A 20,686-nucleotide genomic window follows, 5' to 3' on the forward strand; every position below is an offset into this window, starting at 1 on the left:
GGAGCAGGAGGGCCAAACAGGGACCAGGGCCGCGCCACCTGGCCGACTGTGCGAACATTCCCGCGTTTGTCCGTCTGCCAGAGCATGTCGCCCCCACCCCGATCGCCGCAAGACCCACCGCTGTCCGTCAACCAGTTCAAGCTGCTCGGTCAGCGCCGCTTTGCGCCGTTTTTCTGGACGCAGTTCACCAACGCGGGCAACGACAATCTGCTGAAGTTCGCCTTCACCATGCTGGTGACTTACCGCGCGCAGGCGCAGACCGGGCTGCCTGCCGGGTTGATGGTCAATCTGATCGCCGCGCTGTATGTGCTGCCCTTCGTGCTGCTGTCGGCCACGGCCGGGCAACTGGCGGACAAGTGCGACATGGGCGTGATCATGCGACGCATCAAGACCTTCGAGATCGTCATCATGCTCGCGGCGCTCTGGGGCTTCATCACGGTGAACGTGCCACTGCTGCTGCTGTGCGTGCTGGGCATGGGGCTGCATTCCACCCTGTTCGGCCCGGTGAAATTCGCCTATCTGCCGCGCCACCTGCACACGGCCGAACTCACCGGGGGCAACGGCATGACCGAGATGGGCGGCTTTGTCGCCATTTTGCTGGGCAGCATGGTCGGCGGGGTGCTGATGACCTATCCGCAAGGCCCGGTGTTCGCCGGGGTGGCCTGCCTGGTCGTGGCGCTGATGGGATGGGTGATGGCGCGCTTCGTGCCACACACGCCGTCGCTGACCCTGGATGCCCGCATCAACTGGAACCCCTTCAGCGCCACGGCACGCAGCCTCAGGCTCGCCGCCGCCGACCGGGCGGTGCTGGTGGCGCTGATCGCGATCGCCTGGATGTGGTTCTACGGCGTGGCCTTCCTCACCCAGTTCCCGGTGTTCACCCGCGAGGTGGTGCATGGCAGCGAGGCGGTGGCGTCGCTGTTGCTGGTGATTTTTGCCGTGGGCATCGGCCTGGGGTCGGTGGCCTGCGAGTGGATGGCGCACGGCCGGGTGGAAATCGGGCTGGTGCTGCTCGGCGCTCTCGGCATGTCAGTGTTCGGCGTCGATCTCTACTTCGCCACGCAGCATCTGCCGCACAACGGGCAACTGCAGACCCTCACCCTGTTCCTGCGCGAGGGCGAACACTGGCGGCTGATGGGGGATTTGCTGCTGATCTCGGCCAGCGCTGGCATCTACAGTGTGCCGCTCTATGCCTTCATCCAGCACCGCGTGACCGAGACCCACCGCGCCCGGGTGATTGCCGCGAGCAATGTGCTCAACGCGCTGTTCATGATCGCCTGCGCCGCCTACTGCGCCACGCTGCTGACCGCTGGCGTGGGCGTACCGGTGCTGCTGCTCACCGTGGCCCTGTTCAACGCCGTGGTGGTGGGCTGGCTGATCCGCATGCAGCCGGAGTACGGGCGGCGGTTCGTCGCGTGGGTGCTGCGCGCCTGAGCCACGTGGCTGCCGGGAGATTGCGCGGCGGATACGATGAAGGCGATCGTCCATTCGATGGAGTACCGTCATGTCCACTACCCGCCCCGTGTTTGCCTGGGACGACCCGCTGCAGCTCGACGCCCAGCTCACTGCCGACGAACGCGCGGTGCGCGATGCGGCGCATGCCTACTGCCAGGGCCAGCTCATGCCGCGCGTGCTCAGCGCCTTCCGCCACGAGACGACCGATCCATCGATCTTTCGTGAAATGGGCGCGCTCGGCCTGCTCGGCCCCACCATTCCCGCCAACTACAGCGGCGCCGGGCTGAACGATGTGGCTTACGGCCTGATCGCCCGCGAGGTGGAGCGGGTGGACTCGGGGTATCGCTCGATGATGAGCGTGCAGAGTTCGCTGGTGATGCTGCCGATCTTCGCCTTCGGCACCGAAGCGCAGAAACAAAAGTACCTGCCGCGCCTGGCCAGCGGCGACTGGATCGGCTGCTTCGGCCTGACCGAGCCCGACCACGGCTCCGATCCCGGCGGCATGCGCACGCGGGCGCACGCCGTGCCCGGCGGCTATGCGCTCACCGGCAACAAGATGTGGATCAGCAACAGCCCGATTGCCGATGTGTTCGTGGTCTGGGCCAAGGACGATGCGGGCGAGATTCGCGGCTTCGTGCTCGACAAGGGCGCCAAGGGCCTGAGCGCGCCGGCCATTCACGGCAAGGTGGGGCTGCGCACCTCGATCACCGGCGAGATCGTGATGGACAAGGTGTTCTGCCCCGAGGAAAACGCTTTCCCCGTGGTGCGCGGGCTCAAGGGCCCGTTCACCTGCCTGAACAGCGCGCGCTACGGCATTGCCTGGGGCGCGATGGGCGCAGCCGAGGACTGCTACACCCGGGCGCGGCACTACGTGCTCGCGCGCCAGCAGTTCGGCAGGCCCCTGGCGGCCAATCAGCTCATCCAGAAAAAACTGGCCGACATGGCCACCGAAATCAGCCTGGGTCTGCAGGGCGCACTGCGGCTGGGGCGCATGAAGGAAGTGGGCAGCGCCGCACCCGAGGTGACCAGTCTGCTCAAGCGCAACAACTGCGGCAAGGCGCTGGACATCGCCCGCACCGCACGCGACATGCTCGGCGGCAATGGCATCTCCGATGAGTACGGCGTGGCGCGGCATCTGGTCAACCTCGAAGTGGTCAACACCTACGAGGGCACGCACGACATCCACGCCCTCATCCTTGGCCGCGCCATCACCGGCATCGCGGCGTTCTGATTACACCGGCTGGAACGTCCAGGCATCCATGCTGAGATTGCCGTAGTGCACGCCGCCCTCGTGGTGTCGCGCGCTGGCAGCCGGGCCCGCAGCGCCCAGCGCCCAGAACAGCGGCAGCAGGTGCTCGTCGGTGGGATGCGCACGCGCCGCGTGCGGGGCGCGGCGGCGATAGTCAAGCAGCGCGGCGGTATCGGCCCGGTCGAGCATGCCGCGCATCCAGTCGACAAAGGCCTGCACATAGGCCGCCGGGGGATCGTCGGTGCGGGCCGCGGGGTGGAACTCGTGCAGGTTGTGCGTCAGGCTGCCGGTGCCAAACAACAGCACGCCCTCATCGACCAGCGGCGCCAGTGCCGCGCCCAGGCGGTAGGCTGCTGCGGCATCCAGCGGCCAGGGCATGGCCAGCGGCACCACGGGCACATCGGCCTGCGGAAACAGCAGGCGCAGCGGCGACCACACGCCATGGTCGAGGCCGCGATGCGCATCCTCATGCACCGTCCAGCCGCCGCCCTGCAGCAGTGCGGCAATGCGCGGGGCCAGATGCGGCGCGCCCGGCGCGGGGTAGCGCAGGGCGTACAGCGCCGGGTCGAATCCGCCGAAGTCGTGAAGGGTCTGCGGCTGCGCGCTGGTGCCGATGGTGGGCTGGCGCGCCATCCAGTGCGGCGAGAACGCGAGAATGGCGGCAGGACGCGGCAAGCCGTGGCCCAGCGCCTGCAGCATGGGTGCTGCCGTCCCCGGCTCCAGCGGCAGCATGGGCGAGCCGTGCGAGACGAACACCGTGGGCATCGGCGCTGCGGTCATGATGCGGCTTTCACCCCTTCGATCTCGACACGCACCCGAACCTCGTGGCTCAACCCTGTCGGGTACGCGGTCATGCCGTAGTCCATGCGGTTGATGGTGGCGGTCGCGACAAAGCCGCTCAGATAGCCGCCCCAGGGCTTGGGCAGATAGGCCACGTCGCCCGCGCCGATCAGCCGCACATGAAACACCGCAGGCCGGGTGACACCGCGCAGGGTGAGATTGCCATACAGCATGCCGCGATCCTTGCCCTGCGGGACGTAGCGTGTGCTGACGAAATGCATGTCGGGATGGGCTGCAGCGTCGAAGAAGGGCGCGGCCAGCAGGTCGGTATCGCGCTGCGGCAGGAAGGTGTCCAGGCTCTTGACCGGAATGGTGATGTCGGCCTTGTCCATCTTGGGATCGGCGGGGTCGAAGGTATAGCTGCCGCTCACCTGCTTGAACACGCCGGTGAAGCGGCCCACCCCGGCGTGGCCGATGGTGAATTGCACGCCGGAATGGTCGGGGTCGACCTGATAGCTGCCTGCCGGGTTGGCATGCAAGTGGCCATACGCCTGCGGCGCGGCGCTGCCTGCCGCCCAGGCAGGAGCGGCGCACAGAGCGGCGGCCAGACTGATGGTGTTCAGAAAAACGGAAACACGGTGTTTCGACATGATGGACCTTTCAGGGAGTTGTGATGCGTGTTGTCATTGGGGTGAAAGAACAAGGTGCACCTGCACGGGAATGGCCGCGGCCACCACGCTGGTATCGGCCCACGACCCGGTGCCCAGGCCGAAGACAGTGCGATTGAGGGTGAAACTGGCGTCCAGAACCAGGTCGGCCCCTGCGGGATGCGCGGTCACCAGCAGGCGCAGCGGCTGGCTGCGCCCCTTGGCGGTGAGGGTGCCCGTGAGCCAGTAACGGCCCGGCCCGTCCGGCGCGAAGCTGCTGGACACGAAGCGCGCCTGTGGATCGGCCTGTGCCGCGAGCCAGTCGGCACCAGTCAGCAGCGCATTGGTCTGCGCGCTGCCCGCATCGATGCTGGCGGTCTGCACCGCCACACTGACGTGGGATCTGGCGAGGTCGCTCGGCATGAAGTCCACCTGCGCAGCGATGGTCTTGAAGCGGCCTGACATCGGCACGCCCATCTGTGTGGCGCTGAAGGTCACACTGCTGGCGGGCAATGCATGGGTATAGGCCACCGGCTGCGCCCAGACATGTGCGCCACCAAGCGCGGCCAGCGCCAGCACGGCAAGCGTTCTGCAAAGACGATTCATCATGATGCGTTCTCCTCAAGACTTGAATTTGGGCAGCATGCGCAGCAGCACGCCGTCGCGGTCGATGAACTGGTGCTTGATGGCTGCAGCCACATGCGCGGCCACCAGCGCCGCCAGGGTGTAGTTCAGCGTGGCGTGCACCAGCGCCAGCAGATGCGCGGCGTCCTTGTTGGCGGGCAGCAGGCTGGGCAGCCGCCACAGCCCCCACCACACCACGGGCACCCCGGCAGCGGAACTCAATGCCCAGCCGGTGAGCGGAATGAACAGCATGAGCAGATACAACAGCTCGTGCATCAGCCCGGCAGCGGCCTGCTGCCAGCGCGGAATGGCGTCTGGCAGTGGCGGCGGCCGGTGGGTGAGCCTCCAGGCGATGCGCAGCACCACCAGCAGCAGCACGGTGATGCCGAACCACTTGTGCCAGGCATACAGCTCGATCTTCCACACCGACAGTGGCAGATCGTGCATGTACAGCCCCAGCGGAAACAGGCCGAAGATCAGCAGCGCGATCAGCCAGTGCAGCAGCTGCGCCGGCAGGGTGTAGCGGGCCATCCTGGGGGGTGTCCGTGCGTTCATTCGTCCGCTCCTGTGGCGCTCGCCTGTTCCAGCGCCAGGCGCACGCTCTGCAGCGCCTGCACGGCAGCGGCGCGCTGCGCTGCATCCAGCCGCACAAACGCCCTCGCCAGATGCGCTCCATGCGCGGGGAACACCTGCTCGAACAAGGCCTGCCCTTCTGGCGTGAGCCGCACGATCTGCCCGCGCCCATCGCTTGGGTCGGGCAGACGCTGCACCAGCCCCTTGGCCTGCAGCCGATCCACCACGCCGGTGAGCGTGCCTTTGGTGATCAGCGTCCTTTGACCCAGCTGGCCGGGGTTCATGCCCTCGGTATTGCCCAGCGTGGCCAGCACGTCGAACTGCGCGGGCGTCAGCCCCATGCTCTGCACATGTCCTGCCGAGTAACGCTCGAAAGCCTGGTAGGTGCGCACCAGCTCGCGCAGCAGGGGCAGAAATGGGGCGGGTTTGGCGGTGGGCTTGGGCATGGTGTGCGGCAGCGACAGGAGTTGATGCGCATATTAGTTCGCATTAGAACTATTACAAGGGAGAGGGTTTTGTGCGTGGCACGTGTTCAACAGCAGCTCGGGCGCGCAGCTGGGCACCGGAATCTGCAGAGCCTCTACCATTTCGCCATGCCCGGATCGACCGCAGAAGCCGCAGCTGCGCAGGCCACCTGCGACGTCCTCGTCGTTGGCGGTGGCATCAATGGCGTGGGCATTGCGCGCGATCTGGCCGGGCGCGGCCTGCGCGTGGTGCTATGCGAGCGCGACGACCTCGCGGCGCACACCTCCTCGGCCTCCACTAAGGCAACACTGAACAAGTCCCCGGCGCGCAGCATCACAAGGACTGATTCAGTCTTACCTAGCCTGCCGCCGGGTACGCCCTGCAAATACCCCGTTGGGTATGGGGTCAACACATTCGGTTACTTCAATCTGTTGATCTGAGTCAGAGAATTTCCGCAATTTCAGAAATTCCTGAAAACTCAGATCAAACTCCTGATGCAACTCCCCGAACTCAATCAGCGCTTTGTGCTGCATTTTGGTGAAATGGGCAGCCGCTGGGGCATCAACCGCACGGTCGGTCAGATCTACGCCCTGCTGTTCATTGCCGAGCGCCCGCTCAACGCCGACGAGATTGCCGAAGCGCTGAACTTCTCGCGCTCCAATGTCAGCATGGGGCTGAAGGAACTCGGCGCCTGGAAGCTGGTGCGCATGCAGCACCTTCCGGGCGACCGGCGGGACTATTTTTCCGCGCCCGACGATGTCTGGGCCATCTTCCGCACCCTGGCCGAAGAGCGTCGCAAGCGCGAGATCGACCCCACCCTGTCCATGCTGCGCGAAGCCCTGCTGGAGCAGCCCGAGGGGCAGGCCGAGCGCCACGCGCAGGAGCGCATGCGGCAGATGCACGACCTCATCGAGCTGGCCACGCAGTGGTTCGACGACATCCAGCGCATGCCCAGCGAAGACGTGCGCCAGCTCATGCTGCTGGGCGGCGCGGTGCAGAAACTGCTGGCGTTCAAGGGCCGCGTCAAGCAGGTCGCCACACGCAAGCGCGGCGCGCGCACCCGCCCTGTGCTCAAGGCGGTGGAGAACTGAAGATGTGCACCTCCAGCGCCTGGACCTTGCGCAACAACCTGCCACCGCCGCAGGCCATGGCGACTCTCTGAGCGCCCCATCCCCCTGCGCAGGACTGCGTGCACGCTCCGGCGTGCGAACTGCGGTTCGACTGTCGATTCGATCCTTTTCTGGAGTGCATCATGGACTGGCTTCAAAACCCGGAATTCCTCGCCCGGGCGCAGTTTGGCTTCATTGCGATGTTCCACATCATGTGGCCGCCGCTCACCATCGGCCTGGCGCTGGTGCTGTTCGGCATGGAAGCCGCGTGGGTGAAAACGAAGAATATTTTTTATTTCCACCAGACCAAGTTCTGGACCAAGCTGTTTCTCATCAACTTCGGCGTGGGCGTGATCAGCGGCATTCCGATGGAGTTCTCCTTCGGCACCAATTGGGGTCCGTTCTCCACCTCGGCCGGCGACTTCATGGGCAACATCCTGGGCTTCGAAACCGCGATGGCGTTCATGCTCGAGGCCGGATTCCTCGGCATCATGCTGTTCGGCTGGAACCGCGTGGGGCCGAAGATGCACCTGTTCGCCACCGCGATGGTGGCCTTCGGCAGCACGCTGTCGGCGTTCTGGATCATGGTGGCCAACTCCTGGATGCAGACCCCGACCGGGGTGAAACTGGTGGACGGCAAGTTCGTCATCACCAACTGGCTTGACGCCGTGTTCAACCCCGATCTGCCCTATGGCTTCGGCCACATGTTCACCGCCGCGATCGAGCTGAGCCTGGTGGTCATGGCCGGAGTGAGCGCCTACTACCTGCTGAAAAGGCGGCATGTCGAATTCTTCCGCCCGGCGTTCAAGTGGGCCGTGGTGGCGCTGTTCATCGTCGCCCCGCTGCAGATTTTCATTGGCGACTCCGCAGGCGGCGCGCTGGCCGAAACCCAACCGGCCAAGCTGGCCGCGATCGAGGCGCACTGGCACACCAACAAGCCGGGCGAAGGCGCACCCTGGGCGCTGCTGGCCATCCCCAACCAGAAAGAGCAGAAGAACGACTGGGCGCTGGAAGTGCCGGACGCGCTCAGCCTGATCGTGACCCACTCGCCCACCGGCAAGGTGGTCGGCCTGACCGATTTCAAGCCGCAGGACCAGCCGCCGGTATGGGTGCCGTTCTACGCCTTCCGCGTGATGGTGGCCGCCGGGGTGTTTGTCGCCGTCATGGCATTCTGGACGCTGTGGATGCTGTGGCGCAGACGTGACCGCATGACGGCTGCGCGCATCAGCGAAAACAAATGGCTGCTGCGCGGCTGGCTGCTGGCCATTCCCGCGATCTACACCGCCGTGGAAGCCGGCTGGATGACGCGCGAGGTGGGCCGCCAGCCGTGGATCGTCTACGGCATGATGCGCACCAGCGAAGGCGTGAGCAATCTGCCGGCCGATGCGGTGCTGTGGTCTTTCGTGATGTACATGCTGTTCTACGGCGTGATCGGCGTGGCCGCGCTGGTGTTCATGGTTCGCACCATTCGCAAGGGCCCGCGCTTCGAGCCGCCACCGCATCCGCCCGGCCACGGTGGCCAGCCCGTCGCGCCTGCTGCGCCCCGACACGTTCCCTTCACCCCGCCCGTGCCGTCCGCCACGGTGAGCGCCAAGCTCGCAGTCAAGGGAGGTCAGTGACATGGACTTCAACAACCCGCAGGAACTGCATCACATCCTGGCCACGGTGTGGTTCCTGATCATCGGCCTGTTCATGGTGTTCTATGTGGTGCTCGACGGCTTCGACCTCGGCGTGGGGGTGCTGTCGCTGTTCGTCGGCGAGCGCCGCCGCAAGGTGATGATGTCCAGCCTGGGCAGCATCTGGGACGCCAACGAGACCTGGCTGGTGGTCATCGGCGGCACGCTGTTCGGCGCCTTCCCGCTGGCCTACGGCACGGTGCTGCATGGGCTGTACATTCCCATCATCCTGATGCTGCTGGGCTTCATGCTGCGCGGGGTGTCGTTCGAGTTCCATGAACTCTCCGAGCGCAAGGCGTTCTGGGGCGCGATGTTCGGGGTGGGCAGCCTGCTGGCCACCATCGCCCAGGGCTTTGCTCTCGGCGGTCTGCTCAACGGGGTGAAGGTGGTCGATGGCCTGTATGTGGGCAGTGTGTGGGCCTGGCTTTCGCCCTTCAGCCTCATTGTGGTGCTGGGCGTGGTGGCCGGGTATTCCATGCTCGGTTCCACCTATCTCATCATCAAGACCAAGGACGAGATTCAGGCGGGCTGCTATCAGCGTGGGCAGTTGCTCGCCTGGATCATGCTGGCCGTCGGCGCCGTGGTCACGGTGTGGACGCCGCTGCAATATCCGCAGATCTTCGCCCGCTGGCTGACCACGCCCAACATCTACTTCTTCGCCGTGCTGCCCGCGCTGGCCGTGCTCAGCTTTGCCATGCTGCTGCGCGCGCTCAAGCGACAGGCCGAAGTGGCGCCGTTCGTGTGGACCATGATGATCTTCCTGTTCTCCTTCGCCGGGCTGGCCGCCACCTGGTATCCGTACATCGTGCCCGGCTCGGTCACCATCGACCAGGCTGCATCAGACACCAGCACTCTGGTGTTCATGCTCATCGGCATCGGCATGCTGATTCCGGTGATGATCACATACAACGTCTATCAGTACATCGTGTTTCGCGGCAAGATCGATCCCGACGCGGAGCATGCGTATTGAGCATTGCGGGGCAATGCACTGCCCCGCCGTGTTCACGCCACGACCCGGCTGCGGGTCGCCTGCGCGGTGTGGAGGGCGCCTTCAGGCCTTGAAGCGCTTGCCCCGGCTGCGCATCACGCCAAAGATCAGATACCCTGACACCAGCACGAACAGCGCTGCCAGCGCGGCCTGTCCATAACCGGCCAGACCGGCCGGGCTTTTCCAGCGGTGCTCCAGAATGGTCTGGGTCAGACTCTGCACCTGCTGCGCCGGTGCAAAGGCGAGCGTGGGATCGAGACGCCGCGCCAGCTCCAGCTCTTGCTCGGCCAGGGGCCACTTGCCCTCCCGGGCAAGCAGTCGCGCATCCAGATAGTGGGCCTGAGCCGAATTGGGCTGCGCCGCGAGAACCTGGGCAATCATCTGGTCCGCCTGAGACAACTGCCCCGCCTCCAGAAGTGCGTCAACCCGCTCCAGCGATGCCGCTCGCGCCGCGCCGCTTGCAAGCAGGGAAGCGGCCAACAGCAGGGGAACGAACAAGCGGGACGGGCGGAGGAATCGGGACATCGGCGTACGCAGGTGAGTCGGCAAAGGTGTTTGAACGTACCACACTGCTCCCGAAACTTGATGCCAAGATGTATCTCGCCGAACGACCTCAGCCTCGGCTGTAGGCCAGGCCCGTGGCCACGCCGCCGAACAGGTCGCCCACCACCAGTTCCACTCCGGCGAACTCGGCCTGCAGCGCACGCTGGAACGGGCGCAGCGCGCTCGAACCGCCCGTGAGGTAGATCGCGTCCAGCGCGCCATCCGCCACACCGGCGCGCTGGACACAGTCGCGCGCGCAGGCCACAGTGCGCGCCAGCAGGTCGGCCAGATGACCGCGCAGATCGTCCGGAGTGAGCGTTGCCTGCAGCCCGGCCTCGATGAACGCCAGCGACACCGCCGCATCCGCGTCGTTCTGCGAGCAGCCAATCTTGGCCTGCTCCACCGCATGCGCCAGGCGGTGACCGTCGCGGTGGCGCAGAACCGTCATCAGGCGCGCATGCAGCCGGGGCTCCGCATACTCAGCGCGCAAGGCCTGAGCCTGGCTCAGTGCGCGCGGCGAATACAGCCATTGAATCAGGTGCCAGGTGGAGAGATCGAAAAACACCCGGCTCGGCACCTCGCGCCCCTGCGGCCCCAGATGCCGGTAGCCCAGCAGCGGCATCACCCGCTCCAGACTGAGCTTGTGGTCGAAGTCGGTGCCACCAATGTGCACCCCCGAAGTGGCCAGCACGTCGCGGCTGCGGTCGGCCCGCGCCATGTGGTCTGGCCCCAACCGCACCACGGTGAAGTCCGACGTGCCACCGCCCAGATCGACCACCAGCACCACACGCTCACGCGACAGGCGGCGCTCATAGTCGAGTGCGGCCGCGATGGGCTCCAGCTGAAACGACACCTGCTCGAAACCGACCGACAACGCCGCGTCCAGCAGCGAGCGTTCGGCCTGCGCATCGCGCACCGGGTCATCATCGACAAAGTGCACTGGCCGCCCCATCACCACCCGAGTCGGAGCACCACCCAAGGCCTGCGCGGCGCGCTGCCGCAGTTCCGCCAGAAAGATCGCCACGATCTCCTGATAACTGATCTTGTGGTGATTGACCTCCGTCTTCTCCTGCAGCAGTGCGCTGCCCAGCAGGCTCTTGAGCGAGCGCATCAACCGCCCCTCCGTGCCACTGAGGTATTGCGCCACCGCGTCACGCCCGAAGTGCGTGCGATGGTCTTCCGCGTTGAAGAACACCGCCGTGGGCATGGCCAGCGCCGTGCCCTCCAGCGCAAGCAGTCGCGCAGGTTCCCGCGGCCCGGCCCAGGACACCGCCGAGTTGGACGTCCCAAAATCAATGCCGAGCGTGCCTTGTGGCGAAGAAGTCATGGAGGAGGGAACAGCCGGAGTGACGCCGCCAGAGGCGCGGCGTCATGTATTGCCGCTTGCAGCGCAAACCCCAGCAACAGAACAGTGCAGCCTGCCGCTGCAGCCCGACAGGCGAAAACGCAACCACGCACTGCGGGATTTTCAGGCGGAGGCGAGAGTGTAGTCACCCCGCAAGGTTGGGCACATCGCGCTACGGCGACGCCTCCCACCGCAGCTCAGCGCGCAACAGCCCTGGCGCGCCGATTGCCCGCCAGAAAGAAATGTCCGCTGGAATTGCAAAGCCTCACCCAATTGCTGCGCCAGACCAGCTTGGTCGGGCAAGTGACTGTGCTTGAGATGGATCGGACAGGAGACGTCCCAATCTCAGTGAAGTGATGCTGCGGAGCTCGGCCTGACCCACGTCACAGATGCGCCCGGATCCACGCTGCGAAGGCGTCTTCGCTCATGTCGCCAGAAGCGACGGCCAGCATGGTGAGTGTCGCATCGGCTTGCGTGGTGGCAAGACGCTGGCCGTTGAGCGCGAGGAACAAACCCACCGCGAGAAAAGCGGCGCGCTTGTTGCCGTCGACAAAAGCATGATTTTTCGCCAGTCCCACGCCATACGCGGCGGCAAGTGCGGCCAGGTCCGGCTCGCCGTAGGCCACCCGATTCAGGGGACGCACGAGCGCCGAGTCGAGCAGTCCCACGTCGCGCAACCCCGGCGCTCCGCCGTGCTCGGCCAGGCTTTCGTCGTGCAACAGCAGCAGCGCACGCCGGTCGATAAAGCGCCAGCTCATTTCGCAAGCTGATGAAACGTATCGCGGTACTCGCGCATGAACTCGCGGCCGAGTTGCAATTGCTCATCGAGAGCGGGGTCGTAAGGCGTCAGGGTGATCCCATTCGCCGCCTCGGTGACGAACAGGGTGTCGCCCTTTTCCAGCCGCAGGCGGGCGAGGAGTTCCTTGGGCAGAATGACGCCAACGGAATTGCCGATCTGGGTGAGTTTGAGAGCGGACATGCTGTTCTCCTGGCGCTTAGGCAATGAAGTTATAACGGTTGTTATATTAAGCCTTGCCCCCCGAGCCTGCAACCATTCCCGCATTGCGATCTCACCGCCGCACGGGGTCTGGCCCCCTCGCTGGTGCTGCGCGGGCGCGGCGGCAAGACCGCGCGCGCTGAACAAAAAAAGCCGGGACGCGCCCGGCAAAGTCCAGCCAGCCGGCCACGGCTTGCGCAGTGACCGGCTACCTCAAGGTTCAGGCGGTGCCGCTGGCCAGATCGGCGAGCACCTGTTGGGTCTCGCGCCACCAGTGCAGGCGCTCCAGGATGCAACGCAGCAAGTTCATGATGTGCCTCCCTTGGTCAGGCGCGTGAATCGCTTCACGCAAGGTCGAAACGGTCGAGGTTCATCACCTTGCCCCAGGCTGCGGCGAAGTCGTGCACGAACTTGGTCTGTGCGTCGGCCGCGGCGTATACCTCGGCAATGGCGCGCAACTGGGCGTTGGAGCCGAACACCAGATCGACCACGGTGGCCGTCCACTTCGGTGCGCCGGTCTTGCGATCGCGGCCTTCCATCACGCCTTCGGTTCCGGTGCGCTCCCACTTCGTGCCCATGTCGAGCAGGTTGACGAAAAAGTCATTGCTCAGGGTTTCGGGCCGCTTGGTGAGCACCCCGTGCTGCGACTGCCCGACGTTGGCATTGAGCGCGCGCATGCCGCCGATCAGCACGGTCATTTCCGGGGTGCTGAGCTGCATGAGCTGTGCCCGGTCGATCAGCATTTCGGCGGCATAACCCGCGAGCCCCTTGCGGGCATAGTTGCGAAAGCCGTCGGCCTTGGGCTCCAGCACCGCGAACGAGGCTACGTCGGTCTGCTCCTGCGAGGCGTCCGTGCGCCCCGGCGAGAACGGCACCGTCACTTCGACACCCGCCTTCTTTGCCGCCGCTTCGATGGCTGCGCCACCGCCCAGCACGATGAGGTCGGCCAGCGACACCCTCTTGCCGCCAGCCGCCTGCGCATTGAACTCGTGCTGGATGGCTTCGAGCCGGGACAGCACCCTGGCGAGTTCGGCTGGCTGGTTGGCTTCCCAGTCTTTCTGCGGGGCCAGACGGATGCGCGCGCCATTGGCGCCCCCCCGCTTGTCGCTGCCACGGAACGTCGATGCCGACGCCCAGGCGGTGTTGACCAGTTGGCTGATGGACAGGCCGCTGGACAGGAGTTTGGTCTTCAGCGCGGCAATGTCCTTGGCGTCGATCAGCGGGTGATCGACCGCGGGGACAGGGTCTTGCCAGATCAGCACCTCCTTGGGCACCAGCTTGCCCAGGTAGCGGCTGCGCGGCCCCATGTCGCGGTGGGTGAGCTTGAACCAGGCGCGGGCGAAGGCGTCGGCAAACTCATCCGGGTGGGAGAGGAAGTGCCGGGCGATTTTCGCGTAGGCCGGGTCCATGCGCATCGCCATGTCGGCGTCGGTCATCATGATCGGCACTTTTTTGTTCGGGTCGTCCGCCGCAGGGGCCATATTGCTGTCGGTATGAACCTTGGGCGTCCACTGGCTCGCCCCGGCCGGACTCCGGGTCAGCTCCCACTCGTTGCCGAACAACACCTCGAGGTAGCTCATGTCCCACTGCGTGGGCGTCGGTGTCCACGAGCCCTCCAGTCCGCTGCCGATCTGGTCTGCGCCCTTGCCGCTCTTGTACTTGCTGATCCAGCCCAGGCCCATTTCCTCGATGGGCGCGGCCTCGGGTTCCGGGCCGACATTGCTGGCCGGGCCAGCGCCGTGGCACTTGCCGAAGGTGTGCCCCCCCGCCGTGAGCGCCACGGTTTCATAGTCGTCCATGGCCATGCGGGCGAAGGTCTCGCGCACCATCTGTGCAGACACCAGCGGATCGGACTTGCCGCCCGGCCCTTCTGGGTTGACGTAGATCAGGCCCATCTGCACCGCTGCCAGCGGATTCTCGAACTCGGCGGCCTTGGTGCCCTGGCGCTGGTCGTCGAGCCATTTGCCTTCCGAGCCCCAGTACACCGATTCGTCCGGCTCCCACTGGTCGGGGCGGCCACCGGCGAAACCGAAGGTCTTGAAGCCCATGCTCTCCAGCGCCACATTGCCTGCCAGCACCAGCAGATCGGCCCAAGACAGTTTGCGGCCATATTTCTGTTTCACCGGCCACAGCAAGCGGCGCGCCTTGTCGAGGTTGACGTTGTCGGGCCAACTGTTGAGCGGGGCGAACCGCTGCTGGCCGTGGCCCGCGCCGCCGCGACCGTCACCAATGCGATAGGTGCCTGCAGCATGCCAGGCCATGCGGATGAACAGAGGGCCGTAGTGCCCATAGTCGGCCGGCCACCAGTCCTGCGAGTCGGTCATCAGCGCCTTCAGGTCGGCCACCACGGCGTCGAGATCGAGGGTCTTGAAGGCCTCGGCGTAATTGAAGGATGAGCCCATCGGATCGGAGACCGCAGACTGCTGGTGCAGCATGCCCAGGTTGAGCTGGCTGGGCCACCAGTCCGTGTTGCCCTTGGCACCAGCGACGGCGCGCGCAGGTGTGTTGTGTGCCACCGGGCATTTCAAATCGTTTGACATCATGTTCTCCTTTGGCTGAAAAAAAGTGCGGCTGGTTCAAATCGGGTGATGCTGACTCTGCGTTTGACCTCGCGGCTTCGGGGTGCCGCCAGGGCGGGCTTGCGGTTCATGCTGTCGCCGCCCGCCTTCACGCTGCGACGAATGGAGCTTAGGCCGTCAAAATTGAAAAGAACAATTAAAAGTTGTTATGCAATTGATAGAGTAAAACTAGACACTGTGTCGCATACCGACTCAGTCGGCGCTCACAGCGGCGGAATCGGTGACTTTTTTCCTGGGATTCGCACGGCATCTGTGAAACGATCTGCCCAGACCATCCAAGAGCGAAGGAGACGCGAGCCTGTTCACCGCACTGCCCTCCAATCCACTGGTTCATGGGGGCGGTTTTGTTCACATTTGTAAATTTCTGTATGGCGACTGCAGCGCAGTTGCCGCATACTTTCACATCAAGATCTGGTGTTCTCGTGCCGAGGCAAGTACACCTTCCGCTCCATGGATGATTCCTCTCCCGCAACCCCAGGCGCGCTGAAAAGCCTTGCCCGCACCTCCGCGCTGTCGGTGGCGCTGAGCAGCGGCATGTCGCACTGGCTGGCGCACCGGCGACCGGTGCGGCGCATCCTCATGCTGCACGGCGTTGGTGATGCGCGGATGACAGCAAGCGACTTCCATCGCGTGATGTCCTGGCTCAAGCAGCGTTACGACATCGTTGCGCTCGATGCCATGATTCGGGACGTCCTGAGTGGCACGCCTGCGCCTGCGGGTGCCGGGCGCAGCCAGCTGGCCATCACATTCGATGATGGTCTGCGCAATCAATGCCACATTGCGCGTCCGGTGCTCGAACAGCTCGGCATTCCGGCAACGATCTTTGTCTGCCCGGGCCTGGTGGAAACCGGCCAGTGGATGTGGAACCACGACGCCCGCGCCCGCCTGAACCGGCTGCAGCCAGGCGCCTTCCGGGAATGGGCGCAGGCGGTCGGTGCGCCATCGCAGCAGACCGAGGGCGCGATCGCCTGGATGAAAACCCTGGCCTTGCCGGACCGCCTGCGCGTGCAAGCGCAGTTGCGCGACTGCACGGCACATTTCGTCCCCACGCAACAAGAGCACGATGCCTACGACCTGATGGATTGGGATGAAGTCCGCGCCTGCGATCGCGGGCTCATGGCCATCGGGTCGCACACCATGACACACCCCATCCTGCCCACGTTGACCGTGCCGGAAATCCAGCAGGAGTTGCAGGACAGCCGCGACGTGCTGGAGCATCAACTGAGCAGGACGGTCGATGTGTTCTGCTTCCCCAACGGCTCGACCGATGCCCGCGTGCGCCAGATTGCCCGCTCCATCTACCGCGCCGCATTGACCACGGAAGAAGGCATGGTGACTTCCACGGTCGACCCGATCGCGATTCCGCGCATCCCGATCACCTCGCACCTGCCCCTGCTGGCCTGGCGCATGCACCGGCCCTGGGCCTGAGCGCGTGAGAGGCCCTCTCATGCAGATTGAACTTGTCACGTCCACGCAGGCTTTCGATGCCCTGGAAGCGGACTGGCGCGCGCTGGAAGCCCGGTCTGCGCGCGGCAGCGTGTTTCTCAGCTGGGACTGGCAGCGGCTGTGGTGGACCCATTACGGCTGCGGGCGGCAGCTTCGCATTCTGATTGCGCGAGCCGACAATGCGGTCGTCGGCCTCTTTCCGCTTTACCTGGAGCATCACCGCGTCGCCAGAATCCTTCGGGTGCGCAAGCTCAGGCCCATTGGCGCGGGCGGCGATACATCCCCGGACGATCTGGGCATCCTGGCCGAGCCGTCCTGCGAACAGGCGGTCGCGCAGGCCTTTGTCCACCACATCCTGACCAGCCCAGAGCGCTGGCACCTGCTGGATCTGGTCGATCTGCCCTCGGATTCGGCGCTGGTCGATTGTCTGGCCCGGCAGGCCGCGCAACAGCCCGCCCTGATTCATCGCGAACCGCCCAATCGCATCACCTACGGCGATCTGCCCGCCAACTGGGACAGCTATCGCCAGAGCCTGAGCCGCAACCGGCGCGAGGTGCTCGGCCGCAAGCGGCGCAGGTTCGAACAGCAACCGGGTGCACGCTTTGAGCAGATCGTGGATGCGGCGCAGCTCGACCCGGCGTTCGAACGGCTCGCCGAACTGCATCGCAGACGCTGGCAGGGGCGCACCGACGAACTCGGCTTCACGTCGACGCAGTACCTCGGGTTTCATCGCGATGTGATGCGCGCCCTGCTCGAGCGCAACAGTCTGCTGCTCTACGCACTCGAAATGAACGGCGACATCATCGCCATGTTCTACGGCTTTCGCCATGCGCAGACCTGCTACTACTTTCAGGCCGGGTTCGACCCGCAACACGCTGCGCTGAGCCCCGGCGAAGTGCTCATGGGCTATGTCATCGAAGCAGCCATCGGTGCGGGCTGCACCCGGTTCGACATGCTCAAGGGCGACTATGGCCACAAGCGCCATTTCTTTCAGCAAACCCGGCAGACGGTGAACATCCGCGTGCATCGCCCGGGCCTGATCCATCTGCTCTACCGCATCAAGCAATGGCGGCTGGAGCGCCAGCCCCATCCGCGGCAACAGCAACCCGAGGACACCGCGGTGCTGGATGCGCCGCCTGTCGCGGAGCAGCGCGCATGATGCCAGGCCCGAGCCCAAGCGCCTCCGCCGACACCCTGGTGTCTGTGGCGATTCCCGCCTACAACGCGCAAGCCACGATTGCGCAGACGCTCGACAGCCTGCTGGCGCAGACCCACCAGAACCTCGACATCGTGGTGGTGGATGACGGCTCCACCGACGGCACCTGGGACGTGTTGCAGCGCTATGGCGATCGCGTGCGCGCGATCCGGCAGGCCAACGCAGGTATCGGCGCGGCGCGCAACGCCAGCGTGCAGGCCGCACGCGGCGAATTCATTGCCCTGCTCGACGCCGACGATCTGTGCATGCCACAGCGCCTGGCGGTGCAGTTGCACTACCTGCAGACCCATCCGGACATCCTGCTGTGCAGTTCGGACTTCAGCGCGTTTGACGACAGCGGGCCGCTCGGCACGTCGTATTGCGGCGTCTATTACCACCGCTGCAGCCCGGCACACGGCGGCGTGCGGGCGCGCTATCCGCATGCCACATCGTTTTCGCCGATCGCGGGCGAGGACCCTGTCCGCGTGTATTGGGGCCAGGTCCATGACGAACTGGTGCAGGGCAATTTCATCCATCCGCCGACGGTGATGTTCCGGCGCGAGGCGCTGCAGCGCGCTGGAGGGTTCGACCCGGACATCAAGATCATCTGCGAGTGGGAGTGGTTCGTGCGCGTGGCGCAGGCCGGCCCGGTCGCCTATCTCGACCTGCCCTTGCTGAACTATCGCCGCAGCCCGACACAGATTTCTTCCGATCCGCGCGCGGCAGTCGATTCGCTTCGGGTCGCGCGCAAGATTCATGCGCGCGAGGCCGGTCAGCCCCCGGGGACATTCCGGCTGAAATGGCGCCACCTCGGCGCCCTGAGCCTGAGCGCTGCAGACGTTCTGGCTGAAATGGAGCCAGGGCAAGCACTCGGACTGCTGGCGAGCAGCGTGTTCGTCTATCACTACGTCAAGGGCCAGACGCTGCGCACCCTGTTCAAGATCGCCATGCCGGCTGGCGTGCTGAACTGGATGCGCGCCCGCCGCGCCCGCGCTGGCCCAACGCCCTAAGATCACGGCGAGATGCGGCTGGTCGCATCGACTTTCCGCACAGGCCATGGATGCACATCAACCCGGCCAAGGCAGCGGCGGCACCCTGCCGACCCGCACCGCCTTGACCACCGACGATTTCGATTTTTTTCTTCCGCCCGAGCTCATTGCGCAGCATCCGGCGCGCGAGCGCAGCGCCAGCCGCCTGCTCGATGCGGGCAGCCCACCCGCGCTGCACGACCGGATGTTCCGCGATCTGCCTGGCCTGCTGCGTGCGGGCGATCTGGTGGTGTTCAACGACACCCGGGTGATTCCAGCGCGGCTGTGGGGCTGGAAGGCGGCCGCGACGCAGAGCCCCGAACAGGCGGGCGCCTCGTCGCGCGGTGGCTCGGTGGAAGTGCTGGTCGAGCGCGTGCTGCAGGACAACCGTGTCTGGGCGCATGTGCGGGCGAGCAAATCGCCCAAGCCGGGCCAGGTGCTCTGGCTGGGCGCGGCGCGGCCTGATGAAGACAGGCAGACCGATGCAACAGCCGTCGTGTCGGCAGCCACCCGGCCCGCGCCGTTTGCCGTGCGCACCGTCGGCCGCGCGGGGCCTCAGGGCAGCCTGTTCGAGCTGGAATTCCCGAGCGAGCCGCTGGCGCTGCTGCAGCGCTTTGGCGCGGTGCCGCTGCCGCCCTACATCACCCACGCGCCCGACAGCGAGGACGCCGAGCGTTACCAGACGGTGTATGCGCGCCATCCCGGCTCGGTGGCCGCGCCCACCGCCGGGCTGCATTTCGACGCCGAAGTGCTCGCGCGCATCGACGCGCTGGGCGCGCGCCGCGCCAGTGTCACCCTGCATGTGGGCGCGGGCACCTTTCAGCCGGTGCGCGTGACCGATCTGCGCCAGCACCAGATGCACAGCGAGTGGTATACCGTGCCCGAAGACACCGCGCAGGCGATTGCCGAGGTGCGCGCACAGCAGGCGCAGGCGCGCGCCGCGGGCCGGACACAGGACGCGCCGCGCGTGGTGGCGGTGGGCACGACCGCGATGCGCGCGCTCGAATCGGCGGCGCTCGCCGCCGAAGACCAGGGGCTGCCGCTGGGGACCGTGCTGCCCGGCGCGCGCGACACCGCGCTGTTCGTCACCCCGGGCTACCGCTTCCGCGTGGTCGACTGCCTGCTGACCAACTTTCACCTGCCCAAGTCGACCCTGCTGATGCTGGTGTCAGCCTTCGCCGGCATGGACACCATCCGCACCGCCTACGCCCATGCGATCGCGCAGCGCTACCGCTTTTTCAGCTATGGCGACGCGATGTGGCTGACGCGGCAGGACGATTCCGGCGCGAATTTGCGCTGACACAAATCCCTGCCGGTCGCGTGCGTCCAGAATCGGCACACCGACTCAACAGGACGCCACGATGGAACAGCTTGTCTCCCCCCGGTTCATGCAGGACCGGCATCAACACCGCATCGAACACATCGCGGCCATCCGTCAGCGCATCGCGTCACACAGCGCGCAGCCGCTGAGCGCCGAAGAGGAACACGACCTGCTGCACATGCGCGAGGAAGAAAAGATCGCCCGCGATGTCTACCTGCAACTCGCCGAACGCTGGGCGCTGCGGCCGTTTCTCAACATCAGCGGCGCCGAGCAGGCGCACATGGATGCGATTGCCGCGCTGCTCGACCACTACGACCTGCCCGACCCGGCGCACGATCTGCCGGTTGGCCGCTTTCGCACCCCGGACTTCCAGACGCTGCACGACCAGCTTGTCGCGCGCGGCCTGCGCAGCGCGCTCGACGCGATCCAGGTCGGGCTGCTGATCGAGGAGCTCGACATTTTCGATCTGGCCCAGGCCAAAAGCCGCACCCGCCAGCCGGAAATCCTCGCGGTCTATGCCGATCTGGAGCGCGGCTCACGCAACCATCTGCGCGCGTTCCATCGCCATCTGCAGCAGCATCGCGGCGAATACGTGCCGCAATACATGAGCCTGGGCGATTTCGAGGCCGTGGCCTGGAGCGAGCACGAGAGCTGCTGATCCCGCGG

At 65.7% G+C, this 20,686-nt stretch carries 20 protein-coding genes and 1 pseudogene; 11 read left to right on the forward strand and 10 right to left on the reverse strand.

Features of this window, described 5'->3' with window-relative positions; translation table 11 throughout:
* Positions 1-84: 84 nt before the first annotated feature.
* On the forward strand, positions 85-1,434 hold the full coding sequence (locus AC1ZQA_RS14425) for an MFS transporter (protein WP_482677532.1): 1,350 nt from the start codon (positions 85-87) through the stop codon (positions 1,432-1,434).
* 70 nt (positions 1,435-1,504) lie between these two features.
* Complete coding sequence (locus AC1ZQA_RS14430; protein WP_482677533.1) at positions 1,505-2,686, forward strand: acyl-CoA dehydrogenase; 1,182 nt, start codon at positions 1,505-1,507, stop codon at positions 2,684-2,686.
* Here AC1ZQA_RS14430 and AC1ZQA_RS14435 read toward each other — a convergent pair whose 3' ends face one another.
* From AC1ZQA_RS14435 to AC1ZQA_RS14455, 5 genes are read right to left on the reverse strand one after another with little or no spacing between them, the layout of a single operon-like run.
* Positions 2,687-3,484 carry a dioxygenase family protein gene (locus AC1ZQA_RS14435; protein ID WP_482677534.1) on the reverse strand — a complete coding sequence of 266 codons (798 nt, stop codon included), beginning with the start codon at positions 3,482-3,484 and terminating at the stop codon, positions 2,687-2,689.
* Positions 3,481-4,134 carry a YceI family protein gene (locus AC1ZQA_RS14440; protein ID WP_482677535.1) on the reverse strand — a complete coding sequence of 218 codons (654 nt, stop codon included), beginning with the start codon at positions 4,132-4,134 and terminating at the stop codon, positions 3,481-3,483. The genes AC1ZQA_RS14435 and AC1ZQA_RS14440 overlap by 4 nt, the downstream gene beginning before the upstream one ends.
* A 33-nt stretch (positions 4,135-4,167) precedes the next feature.
* Positions 4,168-4,740: a YceI family protein gene (locus AC1ZQA_RS14445; protein ID WP_482677536.1), complete on the reverse strand. Its 573-nt coding sequence runs from the start codon at positions 4,738-4,740 to the stop codon at positions 4,168-4,170.
* Between the two features lie 12 nt (positions 4,741-4,752).
* Positions 4,753-5,310 (reverse strand): cytochrome b, encoded by a 558-nt coding sequence (locus AC1ZQA_RS14450; protein WP_482677537.1) that lies wholly within the window; start codon positions 5,308-5,310, stop codon positions 4,753-4,755.
* Positions 5,307-5,774 carry a MarR family winged helix-turn-helix transcriptional regulator gene (locus tag AC1ZQA_RS14455; RefSeq protein WP_482677538.1) on the reverse strand — a complete coding sequence of 156 codons (468 nt, stop codon included), beginning with the start codon at positions 5,772-5,774 and terminating at the stop codon, positions 5,307-5,309. The genes AC1ZQA_RS14450 and AC1ZQA_RS14455 overlap by 4 nt, the downstream gene beginning before the upstream one ends.
* A gap of 21 nt (positions 5,775-5,795) precedes the next feature.
* Here AC1ZQA_RS14455 and AC1ZQA_RS14460 point away from each other — a divergent pair.
* The 4 genes and pseudogenes from AC1ZQA_RS14460 to cydB form a co-directional block, all read left to right on the forward strand.
* Positions 5,796-6,095, forward strand: a pseudogene (locus AC1ZQA_RS14460) (FAD-dependent oxidoreductase); the annotation flags it as partial.
* A 192-nt stretch (positions 6,096-6,287) separates the two neighbouring features.
* Entirely contained in the window at positions 6,288-6,884 is a 597-nt protein-coding gene (locus AC1ZQA_RS14465; RefSeq protein WP_482677539.1) for a GbsR/MarR family transcriptional regulator, read from the forward strand.
* Between the two features lie 161 nt (positions 6,885-7,045).
* Positions 7,046-8,521, forward strand: coding sequence for a cytochrome ubiquinol oxidase subunit I (locus AC1ZQA_RS14470; protein WP_482677540.1), 1,476 nt, complete (start codon positions 7,046-7,048; stop codon positions 8,519-8,521).
* A 1-nt stretch (position 8,522) separates the two neighbouring features.
* The gene (gene cydB, locus AC1ZQA_RS14475) at positions 8,523-9,548 is read left to right on the forward strand and encodes a cytochrome d ubiquinol oxidase subunit II (protein ID WP_482677541.1); all 1,026 of its coding nucleotides are present in this window, start codon (positions 8,523-8,525) and stop codon (positions 9,546-9,548) included.
* An 81-nt stretch (positions 9,549-9,629) separates the two neighbouring features.
* Here cydB and AC1ZQA_RS14480 read toward each other — a convergent pair whose 3' ends face one another.
* The 5 genes from AC1ZQA_RS14480 to katG form a co-directional block, all read right to left on the reverse strand.
* Positions 9,630-10,091 carry a prenyltransferase gene (locus tag AC1ZQA_RS14480; protein WP_482677542.1) on the reverse strand — a complete coding sequence of 154 codons (462 nt, stop codon included), beginning with the start codon at positions 10,089-10,091 and terminating at the stop codon, positions 9,630-9,632.
* 88 nt (positions 10,092-10,179) lie between these two features.
* Positions 10,180-11,436 (reverse strand): Hsp70 family protein, encoded by a 1,257-nt coding sequence (locus AC1ZQA_RS14485; protein WP_482677543.1) that lies wholly within the window; start codon positions 11,434-11,436, stop codon positions 10,180-10,182.
* Between the two features lie 401 nt (positions 11,437-11,837).
* Positions 11,838-12,212 carry a type II toxin-antitoxin system death-on-curing family toxin gene (locus AC1ZQA_RS14490; RefSeq protein WP_482677544.1) on the reverse strand — a complete coding sequence of 125 codons (375 nt, stop codon included), beginning with the start codon at positions 12,210-12,212 and terminating at the stop codon, positions 11,838-11,840.
* Positions 12,209-12,433 carry an AbrB/MazE/SpoVT family DNA-binding domain-containing protein gene (locus AC1ZQA_RS14495; protein WP_482677545.1) on the reverse strand — a complete coding sequence of 75 codons (225 nt, stop codon included), beginning with the start codon at positions 12,431-12,433 and terminating at the stop codon, positions 12,209-12,211. The genes AC1ZQA_RS14490 and AC1ZQA_RS14495 overlap by 4 nt, the downstream gene beginning before the upstream one ends.
* A gap of 362 nt (positions 12,434-12,795) precedes the next feature.
* Entirely contained in the window at positions 12,796-14,991 is a 2,196-nt protein-coding gene (katG, locus tag AC1ZQA_RS14500; RefSeq protein ID WP_482677546.1) for a catalase/peroxidase HPI, read from the reverse strand.
* Positions 14,992-15,480: 489 nt separating this feature from the next.
* Between katG and AC1ZQA_RS14505 the strand changes: the two genes are divergently transcribed.
* The 5 genes from AC1ZQA_RS14505 (at position 15,481) to AC1ZQA_RS14525 (ending at position 20,678) form a co-directional block, all read left to right on the forward strand.
* A complete protein-coding gene (locus tag AC1ZQA_RS14505; protein ID WP_482677547.1) occupies positions 15,481-16,458 on the forward strand; it encodes a polysaccharide deacetylase family protein in 978 nt (325 codons plus the stop codon).
* A 19-nt stretch (positions 16,459-16,477) separates the two neighbouring features.
* Positions 16,478-17,635, forward strand: coding sequence for a GNAT family N-acetyltransferase (locus tag AC1ZQA_RS14510; RefSeq protein WP_482677548.1), 1,158 nt, complete (start codon positions 16,478-16,480; stop codon positions 17,633-17,635).
* Complete coding sequence (locus AC1ZQA_RS14515; RefSeq protein WP_482677549.1) at positions 17,632-18,681, forward strand: glycosyltransferase family 2 protein; 1,050 nt, start codon at positions 17,632-17,634, stop codon at positions 18,679-18,681. The genes AC1ZQA_RS14510 and AC1ZQA_RS14515 overlap by 4 nt, the downstream gene beginning before the upstream one ends.
* Positions 18,682-18,727: 46 nt before the next feature.
* On the forward strand, positions 18,728-19,999 hold the full coding sequence (gene queA, locus AC1ZQA_RS14520; protein WP_482677550.1) for a tRNA preQ1(34) S-adenosylmethionine ribosyltransferase-isomerase QueA: 1,272 nt from the start codon (positions 18,728-18,730) through the stop codon (positions 19,997-19,999).
* A 61-nt stretch (positions 20,000-20,060) separates the two neighbouring features.
* A complete protein-coding gene (locus AC1ZQA_RS14525) occupies positions 20,061-20,678 on the forward strand; it encodes a DUF2202 domain-containing protein (protein WP_482677551.1) in 618 nt (205 codons plus the stop codon).
* Positions 20,679-20,686 lie beyond the last annotated feature (8 nt).

It is taken from the genome of Thiomonas sp. DCM-2, from assembly GCF_056820905.1.